This window comes from Neisseria sp. P0021.S006 (assembly GCF_051956895.1).
On sequence record NZ_JBQCWZ010000711.1, the window covers coordinates 1 to 712 of the forward strand.

Annotated in this window: 1 protein-coding gene; it reads right to left on the reverse strand. The window is 52.9% G+C overall.

Features of this window, described 5'->3' with window-relative positions:
* Window positions 1-58: 58 nt before the first annotated feature.
* On the reverse strand, window positions 59-712 hold a 654-nt coding region (thiD, locus tag ACTHUM_RS16640; protein ID WP_440403511.1), incomplete at its 5' end, for a bifunctional hydroxymethylpyrimidine kinase/phosphomethylpyrimidine kinase.

Sequence of the window (712 nt, forward strand, 5' to 3'; positions counted from 1 at the left end):
TAATAAACCTAGTCAGGCCATCTGAAAAATACAATCAATTACAATTGGTCTGAACGCATTATTCGTCCCGATACGCCCAGTGGTTGACCGGTCCGTGCCCTGCCCCGATGCCCAAAGGATGGGAAATGGCGGCGGTAATATAGTTTTTTGCCGTTTGAACCGCCTCGGGCACGCTAAACCCTTTTGCCAACTCGGCAGTAATGCAGGCAGAAAACGTGCAGCCCGTGCCATGCGTATGCGGCGTCGGGAAACGTTTGCTGTTCAGCTCGATGGTTTCGTATGGCGTAAACAGCCAGTCGGTGCAATATTCGCTTTGACTGTCGGCAAGATGGCCGCCTTTAATCACCACATTTTTCACGCCCCAATCCTGAAGAATTTTGGCGGCGCGTTCCGCATCTTGGCGGTTTTCAATATTGATACCCGTCAAAGCCTGCGCTTCGGGCAGATTGGGGGTCAATACGTCCGTATGTGGCAGCAGCAGGCGCTTCATGGCTTCGACGGCTGAATTTTCCAACAACGGCGCACCGCCTTTGGCAATCATGACCGGATCCAACACGCGTTTGCCGAAGTCGCATTCGGCGGTTTGTTCCACCACGCATTCGATGATTTCCGCCGTACCCAGCATGCCGATTTTATAGGCGCGGATTTGGAAATCTTCCTGAATCGCGGCAATTTGTGCGGCAATCATGTCGGTCGGTATCGGATGCACTGC